This is a genomic window from Cuneatibacter sp. NSJ-177, from assembly GCF_022867805.1.
In the GTDB taxonomy this organism is placed as follows: domain Bacteria; phylum Bacillota; class Clostridia; order Lachnospirales; family Lachnospiraceae; genus Pseudolachnospira.
Genome location: NZ_JALIFO010000007.1, coordinates 85,446 through 108,804, shown reverse-complemented (window position 1 = coordinate 108,804; position 23,359 = coordinate 85,446). Strand labels below are relative to the sequence as shown.

At 47.0% G+C, this 23,359-nt stretch carries 25 protein-coding genes; 12 read left to right on the top strand and 13 right to left on the bottom strand.

Annotated features, from left to right (window positions below):
* Positions 1-12: 12 nt before the first annotated feature.
* The 5 genes from gyrB to dnaA form a co-directional block, all read right to left on the bottom strand.
* Positions 13-1,935, bottom strand: coding sequence for a DNA topoisomerase (ATP-hydrolyzing) subunit B (gene gyrB, locus MUB23_RS14260; protein ID WP_244801269.1), 1,923 nt, complete (start codon positions 1,933-1,935; stop codon positions 13-15).
* Positions 1,910-3,019 carry a DNA replication/repair protein RecF gene (gene recF / locus MUB23_RS14255; protein ID WP_244801268.1) on the bottom strand — a complete coding sequence of 370 codons (1,110 nt, stop codon included), beginning with the start codon at positions 3,017-3,019 and terminating at the stop codon, positions 1,910-1,912. The genes gyrB and recF overlap by 26 nt, the downstream gene beginning before the upstream one ends.
* Positions 3,016-3,225: an RNA-binding S4 domain-containing protein gene (locus tag MUB23_RS14250; protein WP_244801267.1), complete on the bottom strand. Its 210-nt coding sequence runs from the start codon at positions 3,223-3,225 to the stop codon at positions 3,016-3,018. Before MUB23_RS14250 ends, recF begins: the two co-directional genes overlap by 4 nt.
* 8 nt (positions 3,226-3,233) lie before the next feature.
* Positions 3,234-4,340, bottom strand: a complete 1,107-nt coding sequence (gene dnaN, locus MUB23_RS14245) for a DNA polymerase III subunit beta (RefSeq protein ID WP_244801266.1) — start codon at positions 4,338-4,340, stop codon at positions 3,234-3,236.
* Positions 4,341-4,594: 254 nt separating this feature from the next.
* Positions 4,595-5,941: a chromosomal replication initiator protein DnaA gene (dnaA, locus tag MUB23_RS14240; protein WP_244801265.1), complete on the bottom strand. Its 1,347-nt coding sequence runs from the start codon at positions 5,939-5,941 to the stop codon at positions 4,595-4,597.
* A 359-nt stretch (positions 5,942-6,300) separates the two neighbouring features.
* Between dnaA and rpmH the strand changes: the two genes are divergently transcribed.
* The 12 genes from rpmH to MUB23_RS14180 all read left to right on the top strand — a co-directional run bounded on the left by rpmH (position 6,301) and on the right by MUB23_RS14180 (position 17,131).
* Positions 6,301-6,435 (top strand): 50S ribosomal protein L34, encoded by a 135-nt coding sequence (gene rpmH, locus MUB23_RS14235; RefSeq protein WP_244801264.1) that lies wholly within the window; start codon positions 6,301-6,303, stop codon positions 6,433-6,435.
* Between the two features lie 62 nt (positions 6,436-6,497).
* The gene (gene rnpA / locus MUB23_RS14230) at positions 6,498-6,848 is read left to right on the top strand and encodes a ribonuclease P protein component (RefSeq protein ID WP_244801263.1); all 351 of its coding nucleotides are present in this window, start codon (positions 6,498-6,500) and stop codon (positions 6,846-6,848) included.
* Positions 6,848-7,060, top strand: coding sequence for a membrane protein insertion efficiency factor YidD (gene yidD, locus MUB23_RS14225; RefSeq protein WP_244801289.1), 213 nt, complete (start codon positions 6,848-6,850; stop codon positions 7,058-7,060). The genes rnpA and yidD overlap by 1 nt, the downstream gene beginning before the upstream one ends.
* A gap of 38 nt (positions 7,061-7,098) precedes the next feature.
* The gene (locus MUB23_RS14220) at positions 7,099-8,121 is read left to right on the top strand and encodes a YidC/Oxa1 family membrane protein insertase (RefSeq protein ID WP_244801262.1); all 1,023 of its coding nucleotides are present in this window, start codon (positions 7,099-7,101) and stop codon (positions 8,119-8,121) included.
* Between the two features lie 11 nt (positions 8,122-8,132).
* Positions 8,133-8,825, top strand: coding sequence for an RNA-binding cell elongation regulator Jag/EloR (gene jag / locus MUB23_RS14215; protein WP_244801288.1), 693 nt, complete (start codon positions 8,133-8,135; stop codon positions 8,823-8,825).
* Positions 8,826-8,955: 130 nt separating this feature from the next.
* Positions 8,956-10,326, top strand: coding sequence for a tRNA uridine-5-carboxymethylaminomethyl(34) synthesis GTPase MnmE (gene mnmE / locus MUB23_RS14210; RefSeq protein ID WP_244801261.1), 1,371 nt, complete (start codon positions 8,956-8,958; stop codon positions 10,324-10,326).
* 15 nt (positions 10,327-10,341) lie between these two features.
* Positions 10,342-12,225, top strand: a complete 1,884-nt coding sequence (gene mnmG, locus MUB23_RS14205; protein WP_244801260.1) for a tRNA uridine-5-carboxymethylaminomethyl(34) synthesis enzyme MnmG — start codon at positions 10,342-10,344, stop codon at positions 12,223-12,225.
* Positions 12,226-12,227: 2 nt separating this feature from the next.
* Entirely contained in the window at positions 12,228-12,953 is a 726-nt protein-coding gene (gene rsmG / locus MUB23_RS14200; protein ID WP_244801259.1) for a 16S rRNA (guanine(527)-N(7))-methyltransferase RsmG, read from the top strand.
* A gap of 618 nt (positions 12,954-13,571) precedes the next feature.
* Entirely contained in the window at positions 13,572-14,108 is a 537-nt protein-coding gene (locus tag MUB23_RS14195; RefSeq protein ID WP_244801258.1) for a GNAT family N-acetyltransferase, read from the top strand.
* 788 nt (positions 14,109-14,896) lie between these two features.
* On the top strand, positions 14,897-15,673 hold the full coding sequence (locus MUB23_RS14190) for a ParA family protein (protein ID WP_244801257.1): 777 nt from the start codon (positions 14,897-14,899) through the stop codon (positions 15,671-15,673).
* Positions 15,670-16,596: a ParB/RepB/Spo0J family partition protein gene (locus MUB23_RS14185; RefSeq protein ID WP_244801256.1), complete on the top strand. Its 927-nt coding sequence runs from the start codon at positions 15,670-15,672 to the stop codon at positions 16,594-16,596. Before MUB23_RS14190 ends, MUB23_RS14185 begins: the two co-directional genes overlap by 4 nt.
* 16 nt (positions 16,597-16,612) lie before the next feature.
* Positions 16,613-17,131, top strand: coding sequence for a DUF4446 family protein (locus MUB23_RS14180; RefSeq protein ID WP_244801255.1), 519 nt, complete (start codon positions 16,613-16,615; stop codon positions 17,129-17,131).
* Positions 17,132-17,252: 121 nt separating this feature from the next.
* Here the strand turns inward: MUB23_RS14180 and MUB23_RS14175 are convergent, their stop codons facing one another.
* The 8 genes from MUB23_RS14175 to MUB23_RS14140 form a co-directional block, all read right to left on the bottom strand.
* Positions 17,253-18,398, bottom strand: a complete 1,146-nt coding sequence (locus MUB23_RS14175; RefSeq protein WP_244801254.1) for an NAD(P)/FAD-dependent oxidoreductase — start codon at positions 18,396-18,398, stop codon at positions 17,253-17,255.
* Positions 18,395-18,685: a (2Fe-2S)-binding protein gene (locus MUB23_RS14170; protein WP_244801253.1), complete on the bottom strand. Its 291-nt coding sequence runs from the start codon at positions 18,683-18,685 to the stop codon at positions 18,395-18,397. Before MUB23_RS14170 ends, MUB23_RS14175 begins: the two co-directional genes overlap by 4 nt.
* Entirely contained in the window at positions 18,678-19,178 is a 501-nt protein-coding gene (locus tag MUB23_RS14165; RefSeq protein WP_244801252.1) for an NADH-quinone oxidoreductase subunit I, read from the bottom strand. Before MUB23_RS14165 ends, MUB23_RS14170 begins: the two co-directional genes overlap by 8 nt.
* Positions 19,172-20,275 (bottom strand): NAD(P)/FAD-dependent oxidoreductase, encoded by a 1,104-nt coding sequence (locus MUB23_RS14160; RefSeq protein ID WP_280515805.1) that lies wholly within the window; start codon positions 20,273-20,275, stop codon positions 19,172-19,174. The genes MUB23_RS14165 and MUB23_RS14160 overlap by 7 nt, the downstream gene beginning before the upstream one ends.
* Positions 20,268-20,579 (bottom strand): (2Fe-2S)-binding protein, encoded by a 312-nt coding sequence (locus MUB23_RS14155; protein ID WP_244801251.1) that lies wholly within the window; start codon positions 20,577-20,579, stop codon positions 20,268-20,270. The genes MUB23_RS14160 and MUB23_RS14155 overlap by 8 nt, the downstream gene beginning before the upstream one ends.
* A 25-nt stretch (positions 20,580-20,604) precedes the next feature.
* Positions 20,605-21,246, bottom strand: a complete 642-nt coding sequence (locus MUB23_RS14150; protein ID WP_244801250.1) for a helix-turn-helix domain-containing protein — start codon at positions 21,244-21,246, stop codon at positions 20,605-20,607.
* A gap of 425 nt (positions 21,247-21,671) precedes the next feature.
* A complete protein-coding gene (locus tag MUB23_RS14145) occupies positions 21,672-22,352 on the bottom strand; it encodes a VanZ family protein (RefSeq protein ID WP_244801249.1) in 681 nt (226 codons plus the stop codon).
* Positions 22,353-22,415: 63 nt separating this feature from the next.
* On the bottom strand, positions 22,416-23,252 hold the full coding sequence (locus MUB23_RS14140; protein ID WP_244801248.1) for a MerR family transcriptional regulator: 837 nt from the start codon (positions 23,250-23,252) through the stop codon (positions 22,416-22,418).
* Positions 23,253-23,359 lie beyond the last annotated feature (107 nt).

Below are 23,359 nucleotides of genomic sequence, written 5' to 3'. Positions count from 1 at the left end.
TCTTCCCTCCGCTTAAATATCCAGGTTCTTTACATATTCCGCATTGGCTTCGATGAATTCTCGCCGGGGCTCCACCTTATCCCCCATCAGGGTGGTAAAGGTTACGTCAACCTCCGACTCCATCTCCTCATCCATCATCACCCGCTTTAAGATCCGCTTCTCCGGGTCCATGGTAGTCTCCCAGAGTTGCTCGGCATCCATCTCGCCGAGTCCTTTGTAACGCTGAATCTTATTGTTGTTGTCCCGGCCGATTTCTTTCAAAATATTGTCCAGTTCGACATCGCTGTAGGCATACCAAACTTTTTTATTCTTCTCCACTTTAAAAAGCGGGGGCTGCGCCAGATACACATGGCCCTGCTTGATCAGATCCGGCATGAAACGGTACATAAAGGTCAGGAGCAGCGTACTGATGTGCGCCCCGTCCACATCCGCATCGGTCATGATGATAATCTTGTGATAGCGAAGTTTTGAGATATCAAATTCTTCATGGATTCCGGTTCCGAACGCAGTGATCATAGCCTTGATCTCTGCATTTCCAAAAATACGGTCCAGGCTGGCTTTCTCCACATTCAAAATTTTGCCGCGTAGAGGAAGGATCGCTTGGGTGCTGCGGGAGCGGGCCGACTTGGCGGAGCCTCCGGCGGAGTCTCCCTCTACGATGTAGATCTCGCAGTTTTCCGGATTTTTGTCCGAGCAGTCCGCCAGTTTTCCGGGAAGAGCCATGCTCTCTAACGCTGTCTTTCTCCGTGTCAGGTCGCGGGCTTTTCTTGCGGCCGCCCTGGCCCTCTGAGCCAGGATTGCCTTGTCGCAGATGATCTTTGCGATGGTCGGATTCTGCTCCAGGAAATATGTCACCTGCTCGCTGACCACCGTATCCACGGCTCCGCGGGCTTCACTGTTCCCCAGTTTCTGTTTTGTCTGGCCTTCAAACTGAGGATCCTCGATCTTGATACTGACGATCGCCGTCAATCCCTCGCGGATATCGTCGCCGGAAAGATTCTGCTCATTTTCCTTTAAGAGCTTATTCCTTCTGGCATAATCATTAAACGTTTTGGTCAAGGCATTCTTAAAGCCAGAAAGATGGGTTCCTCCTTCTGGTGTAATGACATTGTTGACAAAAGTGTAAGTGCTTTCCGTAAAGGAATCATTGTGCTGGAAAGCCACCTCGACGTATACCTTATCCTTGGTGCCTTCGCAGTAGACGACCTTTTCGTACAGAGCAGTCTTGCTTTTATTCAGATATTCGACGAACTGTCTTATTCCGCCCTCATAGTGGAAGGTCTTTTCTTTTTTCTCTTCCCGGTCGTCCCGCAGAACAATCTTCAAATTTTTCGTCAGAAACGCGGTTTCCCGAAGACGCTGCTTTAAGATATCATAATCGTACACCGTCTCCTCAAAAATCGTATCATCCGGGAGGAAGGTGACCTTTGTCCCGGTCTTCGATTTTTTGCAGGTTCCGGTAATCTCGACCGGACGCGTCACTTTTCCTCTCTCATACCGCTGATGATAGACATTACCTTCACGGTAGATTTCTACTTCCAGCCAAGTGGAAAGTGCGTTGACGACGGAAGCGCCTACGCCGTGGAGCCCGCCGGATACTTTATATCCCCCGCCGCCGAATTTTCCGCCGGCATGAAGGATCGTAAAAACGACTTCCAAAGCGGATTTTCCCGCTTTTTCCTGGATATCCACTGGGATGCCGCGGCCATTGTCCTCCACGGTGATGGAGTTATCCGCGTTCATCTGGACCAAAATGGTGTCACAAAATCCGGCCAGAGCCTCATCCACCGCATTGTCCACGATTTCATATACCAAATGATGGAGGCCACGGGAAGAAGTGCTGCCGATATACATACCGGGACGCTTCCGTACTGCCTCCAATCCTTCCAGAATCTGTATCTGATTCGCATTATATTCCTGATTGTTGTTGCTCATTGAATCCTCCTACTACGTTTCCATTCTCAATATGGAATGTCTTGTCTATATGAAAACAATGTTCGACGAAATCGTCGAGACCCGTACCGGTCATAATTGTCTGAATATGGGAAATTCTTTGAAGCAGTTGATTCTGCCTGCTCCCGTCCAGCTCCGACAGCACGTCATCCAAAAGCAGAATCGGGCTGTCCTTCACCCTTTGTTTTACAATTTCGATCTCCGCCAGCTTCAAAGAAAGAGCGGCTGTCCGCTGCTGTCCCTGTGACCCAAAATGACGGACATCCACTCCGTTGATCAAAAAACGGATATCATCCCGGTGGGGGCCCGTCAGAGAAGCCCGCATTTTTAGATCCCGGCCCCGTTCTTTGGCCAGGACCTTTTTGAAATCCTCTTCGGATACATTCGACGCATAACATATTTCTACCTGTTCCCTTCCACCACTCAAGGAATAGTGGATCTCCTGTACGATCCCGGCAAGCTCCCGCACAAAAGCTCTCCGCCTGGCGATCAGGGGAACCCCGTAAGACGTCATCTGCTCATCCCAAACATCTAGGGTCTCATACCAGCCGGCGCGGCCATCCATTTCCTTTAGGAGCTTATTCCTTTGAACTATAACTTTATTATAATTAACCAAATTATGGGCATAAATTTTATCCAGCTGACAGAGCTCCAAATCCAGAAAGCGCCGCCGCTCCGCCGGGGAGTTCTTGATGATATTCAAATCCTCCGGCGCAAAAAAAACCACATTCAAAATACCGAACAGTTCCGTCACCTTTCGGATCGGAGATCCGTTCACGGCCACGCCCTTTGTTTTGTTTTTTTTCAGATGGATATCAATTCGGTTGGGAACCCCTCTCTTTTCCACAATCAGCTTGATATGGGCTTCCTCCTCGCCAAAGCGGATGATCTCCTTATCCTTGGCCCCTTTGTGGGATTTTGAGGTCGCACAAAGATAGATGGATTCCAGAGCATTGGTCTTTCCCTGGGCATTATCCCCATAGAGCAGATTCGTCCCCGGATGAAAATCCATCTTTATATCTTGATAATTTCTGTAATTTTTCAATTCCAGGGACTGTACAATCATTTCTCTATTTTAACCAATTGCCCGTCAAATGAGACCTCGTCCCCATCCACAAGCTTTTTTCCTCTCCGCGTTTCCACTTCTCCGTTTACCTTGACCATGCCCTGCTTGATCACATCCTTGGCATCGGCTCCGTTTTCTACAAAACCAACCGCCTTCAGCACCTGTCCAAGTTTGATAAATTCTTCTCTCAGTTTAATGACCTGCATCGGATCTCCTATCTGCTCACGTTAAAATTGACCGGGAGGATCAGGTAAATGTATTGATTCTCCTCATCCCGGATAAAGCAAGGCGCCTTAGAATTCACCATATAGATCGTGATCTCTTCATCGTCAATCACGCGAAGGGCATCAATTAAAAATCTAGGATTAAAGCCGATCAGAATATCTTTTCCTTTTTTGTGGATCAGGATATCTTCTTTCATGGAACCAATCACGGAGTTCAGGGAAAGTTCCATACTCTCTTCCTTGATATCCATGATAATCGGTTTTTTGTCCGATTCCCGGATCAGAAGAACCGAGCGCTCAATGGAATCCAAGATATCTTTCTTGTTTACCGTAATCTTTGTCTCAAAATCACTGGAAATCATCTGGTCGATCTTAAAATATTCCCCTTCAATCAAGCGGGAAAGCACCATGGTCTGGTCAAACTCGAACAGGATATGATTTTTGCTGAAGAAAATATAGACGTCTTTGTCCGCATCACCGGGGAGAATCCGGCTGATCTCGATCAGGGTCTTTCCAGGGACGACCACTTTCTTCTTTTCATAACTGTCTTTCAGTTCCACGTTTCGGATAGAAATCCGGTGTCCGTCCAGGGAAACCACTTTCAGCTGATTTCCTTCGATCTCAAACAGTTCGCCTGTCATCAATTTGTTGTTCTCATTGACAGCAATGGAAAAGATCGTCTGACGGATTGTTTCTTTTAAAGTAAATTGGGAAAGGCAGATATACTGATCCGTCTCCACCGAAGGCATATAGGCAAAGTCATCGCCTCTCCGCCCGGAAATGCTGAAATTCGCTTTTTCGCAGAGAATGGCGATCTTCTCATCTTTTTCTTCTATGATTACTTCACTGTCCGGCAGTTTCCGGATGATCTCAGAAAAAAGTTTGGCGTCAATACAGATCTTTCCTTTTTCCAAAATACTGCCTTCTACTTTGGTCTCGATGGCCAATTCCATATCATTGGCAGTCAGTTTGATTTCTTCTTCTGTGGCGTCAATCAAAATACATTCCAGAATCGGCATGGTAGTTTTAGAAGGAACAGCTTTTGATACGATATTAATTCCATTGAGTAGATTGGATTTTTGAAAGGATAACTTCATGATTGTGGGTAACTCCTTTTCGCTGTGAGATTAATATAATTAAAAGGGATTTTAGTAATAGCAGTAATAGGGGCTGTGGAATTGTGGACAAGCAGAAGAAAATCACAGTTTCTCAAGGGTTTTGTCCACATTTCCCTTATAGGATAACCCTGTGCAGAAGGTTTGGATAAAAAACGGATAACTCCTGGTTTTTCCACGGCGAAATTTCCGTGTTTTTTATTCACCTTCTGTCCACAGCTTTATCCTCATGGTTATCAACTAGGGTTCAGCTTCTTCTTCAAGATGTCTATGGTATAGCGAAGGGATTCATCCTTCTCAAGTTCCGCGGTAATTTTCTCAATTCCGTGAATGATCGTAGAGTGATCTCGTTTTCCTAGGTACTTGGCAATCATCTGCAGGGAGGTGTTCGTCATGGTACGGCATAGATACATGACGATTTGGCGCGGTTTTACGATCTCCTTATTCCTTTTTTCCGAGGTTAAGTCGGAAGGGTTCAGCTTAAAGTGATCGGAAACGATGCCAATGATGATCTCTGGCGTGATCTCCCTGACCTGATTGGGGGAAATGTGATCTTTCAGGGCTTCCTCCGCCAGTTCAATCGTGATTTCCGTCTTGGTTACGCGGGAAAAGGCGACGATTTTGGTCAGCGCCCCCTCCAGTTCACGGATATTTGATTTAATATTGGTTGCTATGTACTTGATTACTTCATTGTCGATGTTATAGCCTTCGATATCTTCTTTCTTCCTTAAAATAGCCATTCTGGTTTCATAGTCGGGAGAACCGATATCTACGGTCAGGCCCCACTCGAAACGGGAGCGGAGACGTTCTTCCAGGGTTTCGATATCCTTGGGAGGGCGGTCGCTGGAGATAATAATTTGCTTCTTCGCTTCATATAACGTATTGAATGTATGGAAGACTTCTTCCTGAGTACTTTCCTTATTAGTAATAAACTGAATATCATCGATCAAAAGCACGTCCACGTTCCGGTACTTCTCGCGGAATTCCGTGGTGGTGATGTTGTTTTTGTTCCGGATCGCGTCGATCAGCTCGTTGGTGAATTTTTCACTGGTGACATAAACCACCTTGGCGGCCGGGTTTTGTTTCAGGATGAAGTGGGCAATGGAGTGCATCAGGTGGGTTTTTCCCAGTCCCACTCCACCGTAGATAAAAAGCGGATTATAAATCTCGGCCGGGGATTCGGCGACAGCCAAGGAAGCGGCGTGAGCCATTTTATTGTTGGAACCTACCACAAAGGTGTCGAAGGTATACCGGGGGTTCAGGTTTGCTTCGGCAGAAAGGGCAAGGTCCATCGCTCCTTTTTTGGCTTCCGGCTCGGAGTCGGAATGAGGAGTGATAAATTTTATCTCGTATTTAAAACCGGTCACCTCTTCAATGGCGACTTGGATAAAAAATTTGTATTTCTTTTCGATATACAAAACACTGGGCTTGTCTCCGGGGAAAAGAATGGTGATCACATTGTTTTCCACAGAAACAAGCTCTAAGGGGAGAAGCCAGGTTTTGAAGGACACGTCCGTCAGCTCCTGGTCTTCCTTTAGGGTATTTAAAATGGCTTCCCAATTTTCTTTGATTTTCTGCAACATAAAACGTCTCCTGCCTAACTACGCTATTTACCCACTTTAAAAAACAATAATTAATCTTATTCTACCTTACTATTGTGGATTTTTCAATGAGGAATGTTAAAAAATTTTCCCCAAAAAAGGTGTTGTGAATAAGTTATCCACGGTGAAAAGGCCGAAAAACCCGTCGATTTTTGTAAAAATGGGGGAGAAAAAAACAGGTTATCAACAAATTATACACATTTTGTGGATAACCTGTGCATGGGATGGGGAAAAAGGTATATTTTGGGGGATTTTATGGGGAAAGAAAAAACTGCTTGACTTATTGGTTTTGTTTGAATATACTAGAAATGCTATTTCTTATAGTGAGGAGGTGTGTCCAAATGAAAATGACGTTTCAGCCGAAAAAGCGTTCTCATGCAAAAGTTCACGGTTTCCGTGCCAGAATGAGCAGCGCAGGTGGAAGGAAAGTATTGGCTTCCAGAAGAGCAAAGGGAAGAAAACAGCTTTCAGCATAGGCCGCACAGTGGTCTATGCTTTTCATTCGCAGCTATTTTTCCTTTAGACTGAAGGAGAAGGAATGAGTTTTGTTTCCTTAAAAAAAAATGAAGACTTTGGCCGGGTTTACCGGCAGGGTAAATCTTACGGGAATAAACTTCTCGTCATGTATGTATTGGAGAAGGGCCAGGGTCTGGAAAACAGAGTGGGAATCTCTGTCAGTAAGAAAGTCGGAAACAGCGTCGTGCGCCATCGGATCAAACGGGTGGTGCGGGAGTGCTTCCGAACCCATTGGCAGCAATGGAAGGCTGGCTATGATATTGTGGTGATAGCCAGACAGAGCGTAAAAGACAAGAATTATCAGGAAATTGAAAGTGCTTTACTGCACTTAGGGCGGCATCATAAGCTGTTGGAACTGGAAGGTGAGGGATGATGAGGAAGGTTTTTATTGCTTGTATTCGTTTCTACCAGCGCAATCTCTCACCTCTCAAACGTTACAGCCATTGCAAATATATTCCTACATGCTCCCAGTATGCCATTGAAGCGATCGAAAAATATGGCATATTTAAAGGGGGCGCTTTGGCGTGCTGGAGAATTCTTCGCTGTAATCCCTTCTCAAAGGGTGGTTTTGATCCGGTTCCTTAAGATGTAAGAGCACGAACGGAAAGGTATGGAGGAAGTTTATGACTTTTTTAGCGGCAACGGTCTATGAAAATTGGCCGATCATCAAACAGCTGGCCTGGCTGCTTGGCTACGTCATGCGGGGGATTTTCTGGGTGCTGAGCCAGATTGGCATTGTCAATATCGGCGCCTGTATTATTGTATTCACGATCATTACCCGTATGATGATGTATCCTCTTACGGTGAAACAGCAGAAGCTGACCAAATTGAACGCAATTATGATGCCGGAAATCCAGGCATTGCAGAAAAAATATGCGGGCAAAAACAGAGACCAGCAGGCAATGATGAAGATGCAGGCGGAGCAGCAGATGATCTACGACAAATACGGCGCTTCGATGACCGCCGGCTGTCTGCCTACTTTGATTCAGTTCCCGATCCTGTTTGCCCTGTATCCGGTTATTTATAACATCACGAAGTATGTACCGGCGATGGCTACCTATGATGCAGCCCGTCTGTACAATTTCTTTGGAATCAACCTGCAGGAAGCGCCGGGCTTTCGTCTGAGCGTTGCAATCCTGATTCCGATTTTAGCCGGTGTGACCCAGTTTATCTCCACTAAGCTGATGATGGCGAACCAGCCGAACATGAATGACAGCCCGATGGGCGGCAGCATGAAGATGATGAACTACATGATGCCGGTTATGTCTGTGGTGTTCTGTATTTCCCTGCCGGCATTCCTTGGCGTTTACTGGATTATGCAGTCTTTGGTCATGGTTATTCAGCAGCTGATCGTCAATAAACATATGTCAAGATACAGCGTAGAAGATCTGATCAAGCAGAATATTGAGAAAAAGAATAAGAAGCGGGCGAAAAAAGGCCTACCTCCTTTGAACGATAAAGCAACGATCAACGCGAAGAAAATTCAGCAAGCGAACGCGGCCAGCGCAAAGGCAAACCTGAATAAAGATGAGAGAGACGCCAAAATAAAGGAATCGACTCAATATTATCAGAATAAGTCCGGCGGCGGAAGCCTTGCCTCGAAGGCAAACATGGTTCGCGAGTACAATGAAAAGCACAAAAAATAGGGAGGGTTATGATGGAATCGATTACCGTATCTGCAAAAAATGTAGATGAAGCCGTCACACAGGCGCTGATTCAGCTTGGAATCACCAGTGATCAGCTGGAATATGAAGTCGTGGATAAGGGAAGTTCCGGAATTCTTGGCATTGGCAGCCGCCCTGCCGTCATTAAAGCCAAAAAGAAGTTCTCCCTGGAAGGAACGGCTCATGACTTCCTGTCCGATATCTTCCGTACGATGAATATGGAAGTGGAAATCGATATCACTTTCAATGAGGAAGAAAAAACCATGGATATCGACCTGAAGGGCGATGATATGGGAATCTTGATCGGAAAAAGGGGACAAACCCTGGATTCCCTCCAGTACCTGACCAGTCTGGTGATCAATAAATATACCGAAGAATACACCAGAGTGAAGGTGGATATCGAGAACTACCGGGAAAGAAGAAAAGAGACTCTGGAGACTCTGGCAAAGAACATTTCCTATAAGGTAAAGAGGACCAAGCGCCCGGTGGCGCTGGAGCCGATGAACCCTTATGAGAGAAGAGTCATCCATTCCGCACTGCAGGGAGACCGCTATGTGGTGACCCGCAGCGAAGGTGAAGAGCCTTTCCGCCATGTTGTGATTTCCTTAAAGAGAGACCGGAAGGAACGGGGCGAGAGAAGTCAGGGATATTACCGCAGCAGCGTAAGCGCGGAAGAGAACAGATAATCGGTTTTGAAAATGAAAGAGAGTGTCATTCTGAACCCGGAAGGGGTGGAAATCGTTAGGATTTCTCCGGCAGCGGTGCCTTCAGAATGACATCTTTTTCTTTCCATAGAATTTTAAGGGAGGTTTTGTCATGGCAGCAGATACCATTGCGGCAATCGCCAGCGGTCTGACCTATGGGGGAATCGGCGTGATCCGGATCAGCGGAGAGCAGGCATTCTCTGTGGGAGACCAGGTGGTGAGGCTGAAAGGAAAAACATTGACCGGATCAAGAAGCCATACGCTGCATTATGGCTTTGTCTATGATGGGGAAGAACCGGTGGATGAGGTGTTAGCTGTCGTCATGAGAGGACCTCACAGTTTTACCGGAGAGGACACCGTGGAAATCCAGTGCCATGGTGGTCCATTGATCATGAAAAAAATTCTGGAAACCGTGATAAAAAACGGAGCTCGCCTGGCGGAACCGGGAGAGTTTTCTAAGAGGGCATTTTTAAGCGGACGGCTGGATCTGTCTCAGGCGGAAGCCGTTATGAATTTGATCGAAGCGCAGAATGAATTTGCCAGAAAAGCTTCCTTAGAGCAGTTGAACGGCGCGGTCAGCCGGAAGGTGAAGGAGCTGCGGGAGCAAATCTTATATCAGATTGCTTTTATCGAAGCGGCATTGGATGATCCGGAGCATATCTCAACTGAAGGATATCGGGAGAAGTTAAAGCTGCTGCTGAATCCGTTGATCCATGAAGTTCAGGATTTAATCGAAGGGGCGGAAAAAGGAAAAATTTTATCGGATGGGATTCGAACCGTGATCCTGGGAAGACCGAATGCGGGAAAATCGTCTCTGCTGAATCTACTGGTCGGAGAGGAACGGGCGATCGTCACAGAGATTGCCGGCACCACAAGAGATACTTTAGAGGAGAATGTCAGGGTCGGCGGGATCAGTCTCAGGCTGATTGACACGGCCGGGATCCGGCAGACCGACGACAGGGTGGAAAAAATCGGCGTGGAGAGGGCCAGGGAACAGGCTGGAAAGGCAGACCTGATCATTTATGTGGTGGATTCCTCCGAGCCTCTGGATGAGAATGACCGGGAGATTCTCTCTCTGCTGAAAGGAAAAAAGGGGCTGATCCTATTAAACAAATCGGATCTTATGCCGGTTTTGACTGCGAAGGAGATGGAGCGGGAAGCCGGGCAGCCGGTGATTCCTTTTTCCGCTAAGGAAGGGACGGGAAGAAAAGAGCTGGAGCAGCGGATCCTTCATTTGTTTGATGTGGGTTCGATTGGAACGAATCATCAGGTTTCCATCACGAATCTTCGTCACAAGGAGGCGCTGATCCGTGCGAGGAAGAGTCTTGAATTGGTGGAACACAGCATAGAAGAAGAAATGCCGGAAGATTTTTATTCCATTGACCTGATGGACTCCTACCGGGAACTGGGGCTGATCCTTGGGGAAGAGGTGGAGGATGATCTGGTGAATGAGATTTTTTCCAAGTTTTGTATGGGCAAATGAGGAAGGGACAGATAGATGGGAATCAGAGAATGTTGTGATGTTGTTGTAATCGGCGCGGGACATGCCGGGTGTGAAGCAGCCCTGGCTGCCGCCCGGCTGGGAATGAAAACCGTGATTTTTACAGTAAGCGTGGACAGTATAGCTCTTATGCCCTGCAATCCGAATATTGGAGGAAGTTCCAAGGGGCATTTGGTCCGGGAAGTGGACGCCCTGGGAGGAGAGATGGGTAAAAATATTGATCATTCCTTCCTCCAGTCCAAAATGCTGAATCGTTCCAAGGGTCCTGCTGTTCATTCGCTGCGCGCGCAGGCGGATAAACAGCAGTACACCCGGAGGATGCGGAGAACGTTGGAGAAGACGCCGAATCTATCGATCAAACAGGCCGAAGTGGCAAAAATCCTCGTCGAAGACGGGAAGGTAAAAGGGATTGAAACCTTTTCCAAGGCCCAATATCTCTGCCAAGCTGTGATTCTCTGTACCGGGACTTATCTGAAATCCAGGTGTCTTTATGGGGATGTCATTCAGCCCACCGGCCCCAATGGATTGCAGGCCGCCAATCATCTGTCCGATTCTCTGAGGGAGCTGGGGATTGAGCTGGTTCGTTTTAAGACAGGAACACCGGCTAGAGTCAATGGGGATACGGTGGATTATGGAAAGATGGAGGAACAAAAAGGGGATGATAAGATCGTTCCTTTTTCCTTTACGACTGACAGGAACTCGATTCAAAGAGAGCAGGTTTCCTGCTGGCTGACTTACACCAATGAAAAAACTCATGAGATCATCCGAGAAAATCTGGATCGTTCGCCTCTGTTTTCCGGCGTGATTGAGGGAACCGGTCCGAGGTACTGTCCTTCCATCGAGGATAAAGTGGTGAAGTTTGCGGATAAGGACAGGCATCAGCTTTTTGTTGAGCCTGAGGGGGAGTATACCAACGAAATGTACCTAGGCGGGATGTCCAGTTCCCTGCCGGAGGATGTCCAGTATGAAATGATCCATACGGTGCCGGGCCTGGAACACGCCGAGATTGTCAGAAATGCCTATGCGATCGAATATGATTGCATTAATCCAATGCAATTACAATTATCATTAGAATTTAAATCCATATCCGGATTATTCAGCGCAGGCCAATCCAATGGAAGTTCCGGTTATGAGGAGGCCGCGGCGCAGGGAATTATCGCCGGAATCAACGCGGCCAGGAAAATTCAAGGGAAGGAGCCGGTAATTCTCGATCGGTCGCAGGCTTATATCGGAGTGTTGATCGATGACCTTGTGACAAAAGAGAACCATGAACCTTACCGCATGATGACTTCCCGCGCAGAATACCGGTTACTTCTTCGCCAGGATAACGCTGATCTACGTCTCACGGAGATTGGCTATGAAGTGGGATTGATTGGGGAAGAGCGATACCGGCGCTTATTGGAGAAAAAAGAAGCGATTGCCCAGGAAATTGAACGCCTACAAGAAACAAATGTAGGCGGAAGTGAAGAAATCCAATCGTTTTTAGATCGAAAAGGATCCACTCGGATTAAATCCGGCATTTCGCTGGCAGAGCTTTTAAAAAGACCGGAATTAGACTATGAATCGATTGGAGCGATTGATCCAAATCGGCCTAACCTGCCGGAAGAAGTTCAGGAACAGGTCAATATCAATCTGAAATATGAAGGATATATTGCCCGGCAGATGCAGCAGGTTTCACAATTTAAAAAGCTGGAAAAGAAAAAGATACCCGCTGATTTGGACTATCAGCAGGTGGGAAGTCTGAGAAAAGAAGCAGTACAGAAATTGACGGCCTACCGGCCTGCGTCCATCGGGCAGGCTTCCCGGATTTCCGGGGTATCCCCGGCTGATCTTTCTGTTCTCTTGATTTATTTAGAGCAGAGGAAGAGGAAGGAGCAGTAGATATGGAGAGAGAACAGAAGATCAAAGACCGGTTTCAATTTGCCGGCCTGGAATTGACGGATCATCAAGCTGCCCAGTTTGTACAATATGCAGACTTGTTGACGGAATGGAATTCAGTAATGAATCTGACCGGGATCACGGATTTTGATGAGATTGTGGAGAAACACTTTCTGGACAGTGCGGCTATTGCCTTTCTAAAAAATGTTTCACGTGAAACATGGAACCGAAATCTGATTGATGTCGGGACTGGGGCCGGATTTCCGGGAATTCCCTTGAAAATTTTGTTCCCAAATCTGAAAGTAACCCTATTGGATTCCTTGAACAAGAGAATCAACTTTTTGAACGAGGTAATTCGGGTACTGGATTTGAAACAGATAAAAGCAATCCATGGCCGTGCAGAAGATTTTGCAAAACTGCCCGTTCAGCGAGAACAGTATGAGTTATGCGTTTCCCGTGCAGTGGCTAATTTGTCCACTTTGACGGAATACTGTCTCCCGTTTATCCGAAAAGGAGGATGGTTTGTCGCTTATAAATCCGGTGAAGTGGAGGAAGAACTTCAAACCGCAGCAAAGGCGGTCAAAATCCTGGGAGGAACGATTGATCGAACAGAAAAGTTCCTTTTGCCGGGCTCCGATATCGGGAGGTCCCTGATTTTTATAAAAAAAGTAGAAACTACCCCCAAAAAATATCCCAGAAAGGCCGGAGTGCCCTCCAAACAGCCATTATAAAGATAAAAAACCTTTTTTAACGATATATTCCAGTATATTTCCATCCCACCGCCAAGCGGAAGCACAAATAGCAAGGAAAGTATACTTTTTACTTCAAAATGCTATGGAGAAAGTAAAACAAAATTCACCAAGGAAGCAATCTGGATAAAGAAAGACGATGCTTCAATGACTAATTAGGACAGTCAATGGGGGAGAGTTGATACGGAATATCGTGTTTTTTGGCAATTAAAAAGCAAGTGGTTATTATGTGTACAGATTATCATGTATCTGCTTGCTTTTTATATTTAGTTTAAAATACATTTGATTTTTCCTCCTATCATAGATATCGTGGTAGTTAGACACTTGAAAACCAGTAAGGATTTACCTTTCCATTGTTAAGTAATGGATTGAGATGGTATTGGTATGATGAAATTCCCCTGGATCAGCGGAGTGCCATTTCATAGCCCGTCAGCTATGAAATGCCACTCCGCAAAGGCAATATACACAAATAGAAGAAAAAAAGTTGCTGGCACAACACATTTGCGGCGCAAAATTATATCTTTCATAGGTTAATTTTCTATTTCGTAAAGTATCCCAGAATAGAGAAAAAAAGTCAAATAAAAGAAAGTGAGAATTACAATGAATTGTACGATCAGAAAATGGAAATTAGAAGATGCTGAGACCTTGTCTTTATTACTCAATAATGAAAATATCATGAATAACTTAAGAGATGGTTTGCCCTATCCTTATACGAAAAAGGACGCAGAAGAATACATACAAGCCATGTTAAACGCAGACCCGGATAAAACTTATGCGTTTGCAATTCTCTGTGAAAACCAAGTAGCTGGCAGCATCGGCGTCTTCCGTCAGGAAAACATCCACAATCGGACCGCAGAAATGGGATATTACATTGGAGAACCATACTGGGGAAAAGGCCTAGGTACCTGCGCAGTAAGCCAAATTTGCCATACAATCTTCACCAAAACCAATATTATAAGGATATACGCAGAACCCTTCGCCTACAACACCGCATCCTGCCGCATCCTCGAAAAAAACGGATTTCAATTCGAAGGCACATTAAGACAAAATGCAGTAAAAAACGGTCAAATCCTAGACATGAAGATGTATTCCCTAATCAAAATGGACTGGCAAGCACATAAAAGGGAAAAAGAATAGAAAAATAACCGGAAACGTCAAAATAGGATAAAAATAGAAATGAGAAAAATAAAAGAAATTATTACAGCAGAATGACAAAGAAAAAAATAAGAAATGAAGAAACATAAAGGCAAATAAAGCCCAAAAAGTAAAAAACAGAAAATCAGGTAATAAAAAGCCCAGAAAAAAAATTAAACTAAAACACCAAAAACAAAAATCTTAAAATGTTTCACGTGAAACATTTTAAACAGAGTAAAGGCATTCTAATAATTGTATTCCATATCCACGTCAAACTAATACATATAATATAAAGATGTAAGGTCAAAAGGTATTTTTCTCTCGTGATGCCACGGAATACTCCGCACTGCGTGCTCCCAAAACCCTAAAAACAATCGAAATCCGCCCGAACGGGCTACTATCTCATGTTTTGCGAGTCCAAAAGTCATGCTTTTGACCCTAGTATCATATAAAGTATGAAGCCTATATTAACTAACCAAAATGTTCCACGTGAAACAGTAAAAAAAATTACAAATACCACATTAACAATACTATTATAATCACTCACTAAAATACCAGCCCAAAAGCGTGCCCAAGAGGGGGGAGTGCCGAGGGGGGCCGTTCGGGCATCGCAACTCTGAGATCGGCCCCCCTTGGCTCCACCTAAATTCTCATAAGTTTTCTCCCTTATCTATAGAAATAAAAAGAAAAGTATGCTATACTAGCCATGACAAATTGGAATGTTTCACGTGAAACATTCCAATTTTACTCCTCAGAACATCCAACAGCCATAAAATGGCGGGAGGCAGCAAATGGAACGGATTATTGCCGTAGCAAATCAAAAGGGCGGAGTGGGAAAAACAACAACCGCCATCAATTTATCCGCATCGCTAGCGGAACTAGGAAAAAAAGTTTTGGTCATCGACTTGGATCCCCAGGGAAATACAACCAGTGGTTTCGGAATCGAAAAAAACGAACCGGAGAACACCATATATGAAATGCTGATCGGAGATGCGTCGGTAGAAGAGTGTATCTTACATCAGGTAGTGGAAGGATTGGATTTGATCCCCTCCAATGTCAATCTTTCCGGAGCAGAGATTGAGCTGATTGGAGTGGATCGGAAAGAATACATCTTAAAGGATCAAATCGCAAAGGTGCAGGACGAATATGATTATGTATTGATTGACTGTCCTCCATCATTGAGTATGCTGACGGTAAATGCCATGACCACGGCAAGTTCCGTCCTGGTCCCGATTCAGTGTGAATATTATGCCTTAGAAGGGCTGTCTCAGCTGATTTATACCATTAATCTAGTAAAAGAGCGCCTAAATCCGGACTTGCAGATGGAAGGTGTGGTGTTTACCATGTATGACGCCAGAACAAATCTTTCTCTTCAAGTGGTGGAAAATGTAAAAAATAACCTTCAGCAAAACATTTATAAGACGATTATACCCAGGAATGTCCGCTTGGCGGAAGCCCCCAGCCATGGATTACCGATCAATCAGTATGATCCAAGGTCGGCGGGGGCGGAAAGCTACCGGTTATTGGCGGAAGAAGTGATTCAGTATCAGAGGGAGGAACAGGTATGACGAGAAAAAGTGGTCTGGGAAAAGGATTAGACTCTCTCATTCCCAATTCATCCACAGTGCCATCCACGAAATCCACGAAGTTTTCCACAAAAAGTGAGGAAAATGTGGATAAGTCTGTGGAAAACCCGGTTGATATCCCCAAAACATCGTTAAAACTTTCTCAGATTGAACCCAACCGGGATCAGCCAAGAAAAAATTTTGATTTGGATGCGTTGGAAGAATTGGCGGAGTCCATCCGGCGTCACGGCGTGCTTCAGCCCCTTTTGGTGCAGGAAAAAGGAAATCACTATGAGATCATTGCAGGGGAGAGGCGCTGGCGGGCGGCAAAATTAGCTGGCCTGAAAGAAGTTCCAGTTATCATTAAGGAATTTTCTTCCGAGGAGGCGATGGAGATTGCGTTGATCGAGAATATTCAGAGAGAAGACCTGAATGCGGTTGAGGAGGCTCAGGCGTATTTGACCCTGATTCAGGAGTTTCATTTAAAACAAGAGGAAGTGGCAGAAAAAGTAGGCAAAAGCCGCGCCGCCATCGCCAACCGTCTGCGGCTTTTAAAACTGCCGAAAGAAGTTTTAGATCTGTTGGAAGAGGGAAAACTCTCGGAAGGACATGCCAGGGCGCTGCTTTCGCTGGATCAGCCGGACCGCCAGATTGAGGCGGCCAAACGGGTAGTGGAACTTCAATTGACTGTGCGGGAAACAGAAAAGCTGGTCAAAGATCTGATGAAACCGCAGGCTGCGCCAAAGGATGACGGCTGGAGAGAACGAGATCAATTTATCTATGATAAGTTGGAGGACGAATTGAGAACCGCAACCGGAACCAAGGTTGTGATTCAGCGGAAAGAGGAAGGCAAGGGAAAAATTCAGATGGATTACTATTCCATTGAGGAGCTGGAGCGACTCGTGGATCTATTTCGGAAGCTTTAAAAGGAGGAACTGACAGATGTCAGATAGTATTTTAAACCAACTGGGATTTGACCCCGTAATTTTGTTTGCCATCATGGCAGGTTTGTTGGTCTTTTTGGGGGGCCTGGTCATTATCAATCTGATCAAAATGGAAAAGCTGTACCGGCGGTATGACATTTTTATGAGAGGAAAAGATGCTGAGACTCTGGAAGATATGATTGCCGAAATCTACGAAAATACCCAGCAGCTGATGGATCAGGACCTGGCCAATAAGGACGTGATGAAGGTGATCAGCAAAGGGCTTTCCAGTGCTTATCAGAAGACAGGGGTCGTCAAATATAACGCGTTTGAAGGAATGGGAGGACAGTCCAGCTTTGCGCTGGCGGTTCTGGACATGGCGAATTCCGGATTTTTGCTGAATGCCATGCACAGCAGAAATTCTTGTTATATCTATGTGAAAGAAATCAAGGAAGGTGAACCGGAGGCGGCTTTAGGGAAAGAAGAAAAACAAGCTTTGGATATCGCGATGGGAAAGAAGGATCGGTTTTTCCATTAAAAGGGAGGAGCGGCAAGATACAGTTTTTGTATCTTGCCGCTTCTGGGTTAAGGGCCAGGGGTACCGAGAATCAGGGGATGAAATCGGTACCGGCAAGCGAGGCAGCCCGAAAACCACTCGATTAGACTACGGCGGGCTCCAAAAGCAGCTCGCCGGTTTCATAGCGCTTGGCGCTGAAACGGCGGATATCCAGGGAATCCTTCTGGTTGGTCAAATAATTGGCCAAAAGGATAGCAACCCGCGGGGATACCATGAAGCCGTGTCCGGAAAAACCGCAGACACTATAAAAGCCTTTGGCTTTCTCCGCTTCATTGATGATCGGATTCCGGTCCGGGCTTAAATCGTATTGACCGGCCCATTGACGTACCACTCTCAATTTTCTAAGAGGCGGAAGCGCTTCACAGATGATGGCGCAGTTTTTCTCCAGGAACTGCCAGCTGGAACGGAAATTGTGGCTGGGTTCTTCCTGCGGACCGATGCCCATGACAAAACTTCCGTGAGGCGTCTGCTGGACATAATAGGAGCGGTGGAACGACATGACCATGCAGTCCATCAAAGGAGCAACCGGCTCGGTTACCAGGGCTTGATGGCGCTCTGCGTAGACGGGAATCTCGTCTCCCACCATCCGGGCCAGCTCTGGCGCTCTGGTGTTGGCACAGTTGATCACGGTCCTTGCTTCCACATAGCCATGGTCGGTTTCTACTCCGGAAATACGGCCGCCGCTGGTGGTCAGACCGGTGACAGTGGTATAGGTTGCGATGTCTACGCCCAGACGTTTTGCACCCTGTGCATAAGCCTGAGTGCAGTGGAAGGGATTGGCATGGCCGTCTTTCTGACAGAAAGTTGCCCCAAACATTCCTTCCGTATTTAAAAAGGGAACGATCTCTTTTGCTTCTTTCAGATCCACCGCACGGGAGTCAATGCCCAGCCGGTGCTGCACTTTTAAATTTTCCTGGAATTGCTCCCATTCCTTTTCCGTGTAAGCCACCAGGAGATAGCCGCCCTGGTGCAGTTCACAGCTGTGGCTGTATCCGGTATATTCTTCCAGATGTTCAAATATTTCCGTACTTTCCATGGCTAAGCTGGCATTCAGTTCGGATCCCCATTGCTGGCGGATACCTGCGCCGCAGCGTCCGGTTGCACCGGAGCTGAGATAGCCTTTTTCAATCAGAAGGACATCGGTTACTCCTCGTTTCGCCAGCTCAAAAGCCGTAGAGCAACCCACGATCCCGCCTCCGATGATAACCACATCATACCCTTTTTTCATTTCTCACAACCTCCTTCCTCATAGGCATCCGCCAGGATTCCCATGGTCACCGGCTTTGTGGGCGGCCGGAAGGTAGGCATCAAAACATCCTCCAGGGGAATGTGATAATAGTTGGAGAGTTCCTGCGCAATCAGCATCCGGCAGGTCCTGCCCTGACAGGGGCCCATTCCGGCGCGGGTTACCCGTTTGATTTCGTCTATGGTATGGCAGCCGCCTTCAATACATTCCAGGATCTGTTCACGCGTCAGATCTTCACAGCGGCAGAGAATCGTCGCGTTTTCACTCATTGTTGTCACCTCCTACGCGGATATTGCGGACTTCCATGGCCAATGACTTAGGAACGGCGACAGAAATGACATAGGTCAGGTTTTTATTTCCTCCGGGAGTCACTTTTACCACAGGATACCGTCCTACTTCCCGGCCGCTCCGGTCGAGACAAAGGACGGACTGGCCTTTCACAGGAAGTGGAAGAAATTCGTAGGGGAGAAGAACCAGGGCGGTGTCCTCACCGTAAGTCAGATCGACCACAAAAATCGCAAGTCCGGGACAGCGGGAGATGCAGATGCCGCAGCCAATACACTGGTCAAAATCGATCTGCGGCGTCTGGTTGATGTCCGGCTCCACATGGATTGCCTTTTTCGGGCAGGCCTTGGCGCAGGGGTTGCAAGGGATTTTTTGAAAGCATTCTGCCATGGCCACCGGTCCGGTTTCCAGACGGTTTTGGGGAGGGAGGACTTTAGAGAGATCTTCGCTGGTGGGAATTCCATCCTGAATCAGCATGCCGTCTTCACTCCTTTCTTTTCAGACATTTTTTGCAATCCGGCGCGGATTTTAGAACCGGTGGGACCGGAACGAAGTTCATTCAGTTCCTCGCGGGCGGCCTGAAGCATAATCTTTGCTTCCTGGGGAGAATATCCAAGGCTGGCTGCCGCCGAACAGCCGGCAAGCCTTCCTTCCACCATGGCGGCTGAGGCTTCCTCAATTCCGGCTACGTCGCCGGCGGCGTAAATGCCGGAAACCGTGGTTTCCAGATTTTCATCTAAAATCGGTACATGACCGGAAAGTTCGCGGATAAAAGCCATCTGGCATCCTGCCTGCCAGCAGAGCTCTGCGAGGGGGGTCAGGCCGACAGCCAGACAGAGGGTATCGCAGGGAATCGTCTCCTCTGTACCAGGAATCATCTGCCATTTCTCATCCAGGCGGCAGATCACGACGCCTTCCAGGCAATCAGTCCCGAATGCTTCTTTTACCGTGTAGCTGGTCCGGATCGGAACACCGGCCCGGCGGATCTTTGACGCATGTACAAGATAGCCCCCAATTTTTGGCGCCGCCTCAATGACGCCCGCCACTTCTACGCCCGCCTGCATCAGCTGGTAGGATACGATCAGTCCGATATTTCCAGCGCCGACCATGACTACACGCTCCGCCGGTTTCACCCCTGCTACATTCATCAGGGTCTGAACCGCGCCGGCTCCGTAGATGCCGGGGAGATCATTGCCGGGGAAGGAAAGGAATTTTTCGGCGGCACCTGTGGTAATGATTATTTTTTTCGGATGGATCTTCAGATGTTGGTTCTGATAAAGAACCGTTACCACACCGTCTTCGTAGATACCGAGGACTGTAGCCTCGGTCAGGATCTCAATGTTGGGATCGGCAGCGATTTCATCGATCAGCATTTTTCCAATCTGAATCCCCCGGTCTCCGGCATACTGTTTTTCGGAGCCGAAGAATTTGTGAGTCTGTTTGACCAACTGTCCTCCGGGGACATAATCCCGTTCACAGACCATTACATGGGCTCCCAGTTTGGAAGCGGACCGGGCGGCGCAGAGGCCGGCGGGGCCTCCGCCAATGACAAGGATTTCCACTTCTTTAATCATAATGAATTTCTCCTTTCCCGATCTGTTCTTCCACTGTCATGCCAGGCTCTACGCGGGTGACGCAGATGCGCACATTGGGTTCCCCGTTGACTGTCATAAAACAGGAAGAGCAGTTTCCAATGGCGCAGAAAAGGCCGCGGGGCCGGTGCAGTTCCGGGCTGGTCCCCAGCTTCCGGATCCCTGCGGCGTGGAGGGCGGCGGCAATGGTTTCCGTCGTATACCCCTCAACGTCCTGTCCATTGTAGGAGAACGTGACTTTTTCTCCCCGGTCAAACTGTAGAACTGGGTGCTGTTCGATTCTCATCAAATTCCCTCTCTTTCCAAACGATCTATTTTGATTCTGATGCCAGACGGCGGTATTGGTTGGGCGTGATCCCGGTCACTGCCTTAAACGCTCTGGCAAAGGAAGACCCATTGTTATAACCAACCTGCATCGCTACGTCCAGGATCCGGTAGCGGGTGGTGGCCAGGATTTCCTTCGCTTTGTCGATCCGGACCATCTGGAGGTATTCGCTGGGCATACAGCCCACTTTTTTCTTAAACCAATCGGTATAATAGGAAACATTATAGTTCTCGATGGAGGCGAGCTTAGCGATGCTTAGGGGCCCGGCATAGTTTTCGTGCATGTAGCGCAGCGAAGGAAGGCGGTGGCGCTCCACAAACTTGTCATATAGATAGTAAAACAGGTAGCGGAGAGATTCTTTACTGGTGTCCTCGCTTTCCACCTCCTGCTTGATCAGGAAAATCAGCGGATCCAGGCGGGTGTCGATATCCAGGACACAATTTTCCGTCAAGAAAACAAGATCGGTTGACTTAACCATTTCGGCAGGAATATTCAAGGTCAAAGCTTTCCCCGGACATCCAAATTCATGGACGGCTCCCGGCGGGACAAAGCCAATCTGACGCGGCGTCAGGTGGTAGGTTTGGCCTAGAAATTTGATGTAAAAATTTTGCCGGATTGGCAAAATCATATGTGCGTATTCGTGAGCATGCGTTTGAATTTCTTCTGAGGAATTAACCGTATAACTAGAAATAATGGACAATTTTTTGGATTCCTTTCTGTCGTGGCAATATTCCTGCTAGTAAAAGAGTAGCACAAAAAGAGCACTTTACTGTGCAGTATTTCGGATATAATCATACATTATCTCGCAAATAGAATAAAATCAAGTTGATTTTAGGAAAAAAGTCACGATCACTAGAAATGAATAAAAAATCTAGGCAAAAGGAATGTGCAGAATTTCAGGTGAATAAATGCGCAGACTCAGGTACATGTGTTCCGGAGGGAAAAAGGGGCTTTCATACTGCTACGACAGCAGCCCGGATCATGAAAGAATAGGAGGCAGAACTGAGCGGATCACGCGGCGGCAGGAATGGGGAAGTGTATTGGCTCATACCTTTACCGAAAAAAGATGGTATTGATTATCTCTGCCCCGATCAGGCTCAGCACGGTAAAAGCAAAGACGGACAGGATAAAAAATAGGACAAACCGTCCTGGAGGTTTCATTTTTTGACTGATCTTCCAGGAAAGAAAGCCAATAGAAAAACCGATGGCGTTGATCAAAATATCTTCAACATCAAAACTTCCCAGCAGAGTAATCATTTGCAGAAACTCCATGAGTGTGATGCCGGCAACAAAAAAGAGGAGGGATCTCCCGTATTTTCCGCAGGCGGTTGGAAAATTGATGGGAAGTAAGGCGCCGAATGGAACAAACATCAATAGATTCCCTAAACTGAATACCCATATTTCGATTATGTCCATGGTAAAGTGTTTGGGAATCCACAAGGGGATGGAAGTGAGCGTAAAGGAAAACTGATAGGTATCCCATTGCTTGGTCCTGCCAAAAGCAAACAGCATGAGATAGATGACAAGCAATAAATAAGAAAAGAACAGAACTCGGTGAAATCTTTTTCCCGCTCCCAATTTCCCCATTTCGAATCTCCTTTGCGTCGGGCCGTTCTGGCCGGTATCATGTCTTACGACATTATAGCATCTTCCAAAAGGTTCAACAAGGATAAACGAAAAACGGAAAAAGCAGCCCCTCTCAGGCTGAAAGGCGGGTGAGAAGGGCTGCTGCATGGTGTTTCATATTTCGGAAGATACCGGAGATTCAGGCTGCCGCCGGAATCAGAGAACCGTGGATTATGCCTTGGAAGCGGTCTCTTTCTTTTTCACCGGGTAGCAGACTTCCGTCACATATTCCTCTGGGTTCGAGGTTTCGTGGGGGCTGACGTAGTAGATGTTAAAGCCGAACCCATTGAATTCATACCCGTTTTCCACGATCCAATTGGCAACGGCAACATTGACCTCCGTGATATCTTCATATCTTCCCTGATAGGTAGCAGAAGCGATCTGTACAGGAGGAAGCGTCTTGAACTTCACATGTTCCGTATCCGCATAGGTTCCCCGGACGGTCTTGGTGACTTCCACGTCCACGTCGTTTTCTTTATATTCTCCGTCGTAAAAGACCGCTGTGGTGAGGCAGGGATTTGCGGGCTGCATGTGGAGATTCTGTGTTTCCTCCATCATGATCTGCCAGAGGAGGCTTTCCTGATCATAGGAGGGGATCCGCTGGCGTACACTGGCTACATAACGTTCCGGCAATTCCTTTAAAGTCACATCATATTTCATCATCGTATAATCCTTTCTGATTTGTTTCAGCGCGGCATCCAACAGCTGAAGCCGGTAAGCGGCCGCCTCCATCTCTTGCTTTGTCTCCTGGCATTTGAGCTGGAGCGTCTGCGCAAGCCTGTCCGGATTCTCATAGCAAGAGAGCAGGGCGGCTATTTCGGCGAGCCCGAAACCCATTGCTTTCAGCGAAGCAATCCGGTTGGCCTGGGTCAGCTGGGCCTCCGTATAATACCGGTAACCGGTAAAGGCGTCGGTGGCCTCCGGGGTAAGCAGGCCGATTTCATCGTAATGGCGCAGCATGCGGACACTGTTTCTGGATAGTTTGGAAAAATCGCCGATTTTTAACATTTCTTTTCTCCCACATCGATGTGATTTTTGAGCTCATGGTTATTGTAGACCATGACACAGTGGGAGAGTCAAGGGCTTTTTTATTCGATAGAAAATTCTTTTTTATG

What these genes read in the sequence shown, in the direction of transcription:
- gyrB (WP_244801269.1), bottom strand. Translation starts at nt 1,935, where the DNA reads ATGAGCAACAACAATCAGGAATATAATGCGAATCAGATACAGATTCTG.
- recF (WP_244801268.1), bottom strand. Translation starts at nt 3,019, where the DNA reads ATGATTGTACAGTCCCTGGAATTGAAAAATTACAGAAATTATCAAGAT.
- MUB23_RS14250 (WP_244801267.1), bottom strand. Translation starts at nt 3,225, where the DNA reads ATGCAGGTCATTAAACTGAGAGAAGAATTTATCAAACTTGGACAGGTG.
- dnaN (WP_244801266.1), bottom strand. Translation starts at nt 4,340, where the DNA reads ATGAAGTTATCCTTTCAAAAATCCAATCTACTCAATGGAATTAATATC.
- dnaA (WP_244801265.1), bottom strand. Translation starts at nt 5,941, where the DNA reads ATGTTGCAGAAAATCAAAGAAAATTGGGAAGCCATTTTAAATACCCTA.
- rpmH (WP_244801264.1), top strand. Translation starts at nt 6,301, where the DNA reads ATGAAAATGACGTTTCAGCCGAAAAAGCGTTCTCATGCAAAAGTTCAC.
- rnpA (WP_244801263.1), top strand. Translation starts at nt 6,498, where the DNA reads ATGAGTTTTGTTTCCTTAAAAAAAAATGAAGACTTTGGCCGGGTTTAC.
- yidD (WP_244801289.1), top strand. Translation starts at nt 6,848, where the DNA reads ATGAGGAAGGTTTTTATTGCTTGTATTCGTTTCTACCAGCGCAATCTC.
- MUB23_RS14220 (WP_244801262.1), top strand. Translation starts at nt 7,099, where the DNA reads ATGACTTTTTTAGCGGCAACGGTCTATGAAAATTGGCCGATCATCAAA.
- jag (WP_244801288.1), top strand. Translation starts at nt 8,133, where the DNA reads ATGGAATCGATTACCGTATCTGCAAAAAATGTAGATGAAGCCGTCACA.
- mnmE (WP_244801261.1), top strand. Translation starts at nt 8,956, where the DNA reads ATGGCAGCAGATACCATTGCGGCAATCGCCAGCGGTCTGACCTATGGG.
- mnmG (WP_244801260.1), top strand. Translation starts at nt 10,342, where the DNA reads ATGGGAATCAGAGAATGTTGTGATGTTGTTGTAATCGGCGCGGGACAT.
- rsmG (WP_244801259.1), top strand. Translation starts at nt 12,228, where the DNA reads ATGGAGAGAGAACAGAAGATCAAAGACCGGTTTCAATTTGCCGGCCTG.
- MUB23_RS14195 (WP_244801258.1), top strand. Translation starts at nt 13,572, where the DNA reads ATGAATTGTACGATCAGAAAATGGAAATTAGAAGATGCTGAGACCTTG.
- MUB23_RS14190 (WP_244801257.1), top strand. Translation starts at nt 14,897, where the DNA reads ATGGAACGGATTATTGCCGTAGCAAATCAAAAGGGCGGAGTGGGAAAA.
- MUB23_RS14185 (WP_244801256.1), top strand. Translation starts at nt 15,670, where the DNA reads ATGACGAGAAAAAGTGGTCTGGGAAAAGGATTAGACTCTCTCATTCCC.
- MUB23_RS14180 (WP_244801255.1), top strand. Translation starts at nt 16,613, where the DNA reads ATGTCAGATAGTATTTTAAACCAACTGGGATTTGACCCCGTAATTTTG.
- MUB23_RS14175 (WP_244801254.1), bottom strand. Translation starts at nt 18,398, where the DNA reads ATGAAAAAAGGGTATGATGTGGTTATCATCGGAGGCGGGATCGTGGGT.
- MUB23_RS14170 (WP_244801253.1), bottom strand. Translation starts at nt 18,685, where the DNA reads ATGAGTGAAAACGCGACGATTCTCTGCCGCTGTGAAGATCTGACGCGT.
- MUB23_RS14165 (WP_244801252.1), bottom strand. Translation starts at nt 19,178, where the DNA reads ATGCTGATTCAGGATGGAATTCCCACCAGCGAAGATCTCTCTAAAGTC.
- MUB23_RS14160 (WP_280515805.1), bottom strand. Translation starts at nt 20,275, where the DNA reads ATGATTAAAGAAGTGGAAATCCTTGTCATTGGCGGAGGCCCCGCCGGC.
- MUB23_RS14155 (WP_244801251.1), bottom strand. Translation starts at nt 20,579, where the DNA reads ATGAGAATCGAACAGCACCCAGTTCTACAGTTTGACCGGGGAGAAAAA.
- MUB23_RS14150 (WP_244801250.1), bottom strand. Translation starts at nt 21,246, where the DNA reads ATGATTTTGCCAATCCGGCAAAATTTTTACATCAAATTTCTAGGCCAA.
- MUB23_RS14145 (WP_244801249.1), bottom strand. Translation starts at nt 22,352, where the DNA reads ATGCAGCAGCCCTTCTCACCCGCCTTTCAGCCTGAGAGGGGCTGCTTT.
- MUB23_RS14140 (WP_244801248.1), bottom strand. Translation starts at nt 23,252, where the DNA reads ATGTTAAAAATCGGCGATTTTTCCAAACTATCCAGAAACAGTGTCCGC.